This window comes from Ammoniphilus soli (genome assembly GCF_040813775.1).
On record NZ_JBEGDL010000054.1, the window covers coordinates 21,617 to 27,616 of the forward strand.

Here is a 6,000-nt window from a genome sequence, read left to right on the forward strand (position 1 = left end):
TGCACATAACATTATTTAATTTTTTGAAGAACTTCTGCATTCAATAGATTTTCGGGAATTTCTCCATTAATAGCAGCCACTGCATTGCATGCAGCTTTCATTGCCATTTTGCCCCGTGTTTCTCTTGTTGCACTGCCAATATGAGGGAGAGTCACAACATTCGTCATTTTCAATAATGGATTTTCTGGATCCACTGGCTCTTTTTCATATACATCCAGTGCAGCACCTGCAATCCTGTTTTCCTGCAAGGCATGGATCAAGGCTGTTTCATCAATCGTAGCGCCACGGGAGGCATTAACTAGAATGGCATCCTTCTTCATTAGAGCAAACTCTTTTACTCCTATAATTTTTTTTGTTTCTTCGGTAAGTGGGGTCAAAACAACAAGGTAGTCCGATTTTTGAAGAAGCTGCTCAAGTGAAACGTACCTCGCTCCTAACTTCTCCTCTATATCCGTCTTGCGTGAACGGTTATAATAAAGGATCTTCATATCGAAGCCTTTTGCCCTGCGCGCTACGGCTTCCCCTATTCTTCCCATGCCAATAATCCCTATTGTTGCCCCGAATACATCCTTGCCAAGCATCAAACTAGGAAACCACTCCTGCCATTGTCCGGATTTAACATAATGATCCGCTTCAGCCACTCTTCTGGCAGCTGCCATTAGAATACTGAAGGTAAGGTCCGCTGTCGTTTCCGTTAAAATGCCGGGAGTATTGGTGGCCATGACTCCCCTCTTTGTCAATTCTCCAAGATCAAAATTATCGTAGCCAACGGAGATGTTGCTTACTACCTTGAGTAGTGGAGCTTGCTCAAGAATACTACCGTTAATCTTTTGTCTGGAATAACATAAAAGAGCGGTTGCTTTCCTCAAACCGTCGAAAAACTCTTCCTCAGAAATCTTTTCTTCCTTATCCCGGTAATCTACATCCCCATATAGTTGCAAAAATTGAATGACTTCCTCATTAATCCGATTGGGTATGAAAAATCGTGGTTTACTCATTTTTTCTCCCTTCAGAAATATCCTTTATTGTATTGTACATAATTACATAATTTACCGATCTGCTCAATCTCAACAACTACCACATCACCATTATTTATTGGACAACTTCCAGAAGGTGAACCTGTTGCCAAAACATCACCAGGCTCTAGTGTCATGACTTGCGAGATCCAACTTATGAGATACGGAATGGTAAGGGACATTTGATTCGTATTACCGTCCTGAACAACTTCCCCGTTTAAGGTTGTAACGATTCTCAGATTTGAAGGATCTATACCTGTAACAATCCACGGACCTATTGGCCCAAAAGTATCAAACCCTTTGCCCCGTGTAAACTGAGGATCGTTTTTTGTAAGGTCTCTGGCTGTCACATCATTAAATATGGTGCAGCCAAAAACATAATCCATTGCATCTGCTTCTTTTATATTTTTACAGCGTTTCCCAATTACGATTGCTAATTCACCTTCTAGTTCCACTTGCTTGGTTAAATCATTTGAAGGAAGAATGATATTTCCCTTGTCTGGAATGAGCGAAGATAACGGTTTTAAAAACAAAAACGGTTCTTTCAGATTGGCCTTGCCGCCAGTTTCCTTCGCGTGTCCTGCATAAGTCCATCCGAAATTAATCACTTTAGACGGTTCTACAGGCTCCAAAATTTTCACATCATTATATTTAACCTTTACACCGTCATACTTTATTTCCTTGTTGACCAGTTCAGAAAAATTGCTCGACAGTTGTAATATGTCCTCCCCATCAACCATACCGTAATATACGCCGCCATTTTGATTCTGATAGCGAACTATTTTTTGTGTTTTTGTTTTTTGTAGTACCTGCATTAAAAATCAACTCCAAATTACAAATATTCAAAAAAGAAGGGCCGCAAATTCATGCAGCGACCCTTCCAGCTTACCTAAACAGCAGTTTTGCCTTGAATGACGTAAGCCTTATTCCTTTCATGATCAAATTGCCCTTCCCATTTCGTAATGACTATGGCTGCTAGAGCATTTCCAACTACGTTAATAGTAGCTCGGCCCATATTTAAGAGGAAGTCAATTCCTGCGATAAAAGCTAAACCTTCAAGAGGAAGACCCGCAGCTGCCAAAGAAGAGAGGAGTACAACTAATGCTCCGCCGGCTACTCCAGAGATGCCTTTGGAAGTAATCGCAAGAATTAGCAGCAAGGTGATTTGTGCACTTAGTGGCATGTCAATTCCGTAAAGCTGCGCAATAAAAAGGGAAGCAAGAGCCAGATATATACAAGATCCATCCGTATTGAAAGAATATCCGACAGGGACTACAAATGAAACGATCGATTTAGGGCACCCATAGCTCTCCAGCTTCTTCATCACTTGGGGTAGTGCGGATTCGGAACTCGACGTAGAGAACACAAGAAGGAATTCATCCTTAAAAAATTTGATAAACTGGATAAAATTGATCTTAAATAACTTGGCTACTAATCCAAAACAAACAATAACAAAGACCAGGTACGCTCCATAAGCTGTAATGATTAACTTCCCTAATGGAATCAGGGAGGCTGCACCAAACTTGGAAATGGTTACACCGATTAGCCCAAAAACTCCAAATGGCGCAACTTTAAGAACATAGGAAACCATATGGAACATTGCGCCAGAAAAATTTTTGAAGAACTCCAGCAAGGGCTTCCCCGTTTCTCCCATAGCGGCGATACTTAGACCTAACAGAACAGCGAAGAAAATAACAGCTAAAAGGTCCCCTTGAGCCATTGAATCAAAGATATTCGTCGGAACAATATTAATGATAAAATCTAAATGCCCCCCCTTCTCCATCTCCTGTTCAGCTGCCACATATTTTGATATGTCTCCTTGAGAAAGCGCATGCATATCAACCCCTGCACCAGGGCGGAAAACGTTCGCAAATAAAAGACCTACTGCAATTGCTATCGTGGTAGCTATTTCAAAATATAGAATGGTTCTAAACCCTAATTTCCCGAGCTTCTTGGCATTGCCTAGTCCGGCAATACCAACCACAATACTCGTGAAAACAATAGGAACTACAACCATTTTAATTAACCGCAGAAAAATGTCGCCTATTGGTTTTAGATAGGTCTGGACGACAGGATCTTTATAAAATACCAACCCAACGAGAATACCAAAGATAAGACCTAGTAAAATTTGGATCGGTAATCCTATTTTTTTCATTTTAATAATCCCCCCTGTTTATTCATTATAGGTAGTTGGTACCCCCTGCAAAGCTGTGACATTGCAGGGGGGCTGCATTATCGTTGTATTGTTCGATACTTTGCGATCTCCTGTTCATAAAGGTCGTTACCGTGTGCATCATAGACAACCATAACCGGGAAATCCTTGACAATGAGTTGACGAATCGCTTCTGGCCCCAGATCTTCGTATGCTACTACTTCTGCGGATTGGATTTTATCACTTAATAGCGCAGATAGTCCGCCAACGGCAGAAAAACAGATGGCTTGATGTTCTTTGCATGCATCTTTCACCTTTTGACCCCGCGGCCCTTTTCCAATCACACCCTTGACCCCATATTCAAACATGGCCGGTGTATAGGGGTCCATGCGAGAAGCCGTCGTAGGAGCGATGGATCCAATCACTTGACCGGGTTTAGGCGGTGTAGGTCCTGCGTAAAAGATGATTTGGTTTTTCAGATCTAAAGGAAGCGGTTGATTTTTGTCCAACAGCTCGAGAAACCGCTTATGGGCAGCGTCTCTGGCTACATAAATTACTCCATTTAGGAAAACTTCATCCCCTGCGTGTAAATTTAAAACATCCTCCATAGTAAGCGGCGTTTGTAAATAGACATTTGCCATTTTTTGGCACCTTCCTTTTGCAAATTTAAAGTACGTAAGATTTTTTACGTGCAGCATGGCACTGGATATTCACGGCAACTGGAAGAGCTGTAATATGGCATCCATAGGTTTCAGCAGCTACCCATAATGCCGTATTCGTACCACCCAGTCCCTGCGGACCAATACCCAGCTTGTTGATCTCTTCCAATAATTCTTTCTCTAGCTGAGCAATATGCGGTTCATGATGATGCACACCCACTTCACGCAGTACGGCTTCTTTTGCAATCTCCGTTACTTTATCAAAGCTCCCGCCGATACCCACTCCCACGACGATAGGGGGACATGCTCTTCCTCCAGCCGCTTCAATCGTGTCCAATACAAATTTCTTTACCCCTGCCACCCCTTCTCCAGGGAGCAAGAATTTCATGGCACTCATATTCTCACTTCCGCCCCCCTTAGGCAGCACCGTTAGTTTAATGCTGTCGCCAGGAACGATTCTGGTGTGTATTACACCCGGAGTATTATCGTTTGTGTTTACTCGGAGTAATGGATCCCCTACGATTGAATTACGAAGGTAGCCCTCTTTGTAGCCTTTTCGAATGCCATCATGAATCGCGGCTTCAAAATCTCCTCCCATGATGTGTACCCCCTGCCCCACTTCCGCATAAACCACGGTAAGTCCTGTATCATGGCAGTAAGGTCTGTCTTCTTTGGCGGCCAATTGAGCGTTTTCAATGAGTTGTTCAAGGATCGATTTCCCCAATGGAGATTGTTCTGTTTCCAGAGCCTTATGGAATCCTTCTACAATGTCTTCCGGCAAGTAATAACAGGCCTCCCAGCAAAGTACAGCGACAGCATCGCGAATCTGTTCTACAGAAATATTCCTCATTCTCAACCATCCTTTTAATTTTTTTGATTACGAATAAACTATATAGCAAGAAAAGGTTCGATCTGCACCCCTCCTTGGTTGTCCTTGAATAAAGTATAGACTAAACAAACATTCATGTATAATGATTATATATGAATATATTGATCGACATTTCCGATTAAAAGTGGTAATATCGTAGCCATAAGGAGGAGAGTCACTTTGGAACTTAGTTGGCTAAATACATTTATAACGGCTGCAGAAGAGGGAAATTTCAGGAAAACTGCGGACAGACTCCATGTTGCCCAGTCAACGGTCACGCTTCATATTCAAAATCTTGAAGACGAGCTCGAAACTCAGCTGTTCGACCGCGTCGGTAGGTCAGTTCAGTTAAATTCAACAGGACTCGGATTCTTAGAGTACGCCAAAACTATTATGGAGAACTACAACGAGAGCGTAGAATATGTAGCAAGGCGTCTTCAGGGTTACCAGGAAACTATCAAAATCTCTGTATCTACACTTGTTGCAACAACATATCTTCCCAGGTGGATCAGAGAATTTCGCAAAGTGAGTCCAGAAACAGAGTTCTCAATTGAAGTGACGGATTCGAATTCAGTAGTAGCAAGCGTGATTAATCAGGAGTGTGACATAGGCATTGGCCGAATTCCCGTCGTACAAGAACAATTGGAAAGCATTGAACTATATAACGACCCAATTATTCTCGTTGGTCCACACGGCGTTGGTGTACGAAATGAAAGAGAGGTAAGTACGAACGATATCTTCCGGGAAAATTTACTGTTCACCAATAACCATCCGCTATACTGGGATGACCTGTTATTTCAACTTCGGCAACACGTGTCTAATGTGAGAACCATGAAGGTAAACAAGGTACACGTTTCTGTTGAATGGATTAAGGAAGGGATGGGCATATCCTTTCTTCCGCTCACAACAGTGAACGACCAGATCGAGAAGGGAAATATCGATATGATTCCTTTTCCGTACTTCTCTCTCCCGACTGCACGTACCTATTTATTGACGCGTAAGAATCAAAACCAGACAATCAATAGCTTTATCGAGCTAATATCAAGGAGAGAGTTTACGTTAAGAGAGATCAACAATAAGACAGGCATCTAGCATAGGCGTCCAACGGGCGTTTTTGCAATGGGGTGGGCCACGACTACTGATCGTTATTTGTTCAAATTTAAATGCTCACTATCCTGCCCGACAACATTCAATAACAAAACAAGAAGCGGACACAACTCCCGCTTCTAAACTTCGATCTCCCGTTAGAATAGAGAGTAGGGGTGGTCATTACTGAACCACCCCTCTCAATAAACCGTGCAAGCG

6 protein-coding genes are annotated in these 6,000 nt (G+C 42.4%); 1 reads left to right on the forward strand and 5 read right to left on the reverse strand.

The annotated features are described in order from the left end of the window. Positions 1-11: 11 nt before the first annotated feature. The 5 genes from ABLT31_RS35865 to ABLT31_RS35885 form a co-directional block, all read right to left on the reverse strand. The gene (locus ABLT31_RS35865) at positions 12-998 is read right to left on the reverse strand and encodes a 2-hydroxyacid dehydrogenase (protein WP_367760458.1); all 987 of its coding nucleotides are present in this window, start codon (positions 996-998) and stop codon (positions 12-14) included. An 11-nt stretch (positions 999-1,009) separates the two neighbouring features. Further along, complete coding sequence (locus ABLT31_RS35870) at positions 1,010-1,831, reverse strand: fumarylacetoacetate hydrolase family protein (RefSeq protein ID WP_367760461.1); 822 nt, start codon at positions 1,829-1,831, stop codon at positions 1,010-1,012. 74 nt (positions 1,832-1,905) lie between these two features. Then, on the reverse strand, positions 1,906-3,171 hold the full coding sequence (locus ABLT31_RS35875) for a cation:dicarboxylate symporter family transporter (RefSeq protein ID WP_367760463.1): 1,266 nt from the start codon (positions 3,169-3,171) through the stop codon (positions 1,906-1,908). A gap of 77 nt (positions 3,172-3,248) precedes the next feature. Further along, complete coding sequence (locus ABLT31_RS35880; protein ID WP_367760464.1) at positions 3,249-3,866, reverse strand: Fe-S-containing hydro-lyase; 618 nt, start codon at positions 3,864-3,866, stop codon at positions 3,249-3,251. Continuing rightward, complete coding sequence (locus tag ABLT31_RS35885) at positions 3,835-4,677, reverse strand: fumarate hydratase (RefSeq protein ID WP_367760466.1); 843 nt, start codon at positions 4,675-4,677, stop codon at positions 3,835-3,837. Before ABLT31_RS35885 ends, ABLT31_RS35880 begins: the two co-directional genes overlap by 32 nt. A gap of 198 nt (positions 4,678-4,875) precedes the next feature. On the opposite strand from ABLT31_RS35885, the gene ABLT31_RS35890 reads away from it, so the two are divergent. Beyond that, positions 4,876-5,787, forward strand: a complete 912-nt coding sequence (locus ABLT31_RS35890) for a LysR family transcriptional regulator (RefSeq protein ID WP_367760468.1) — start codon at positions 4,876-4,878, stop codon at positions 5,785-5,787. Positions 5,788-6,000: the final 213 nt, after the last annotated feature.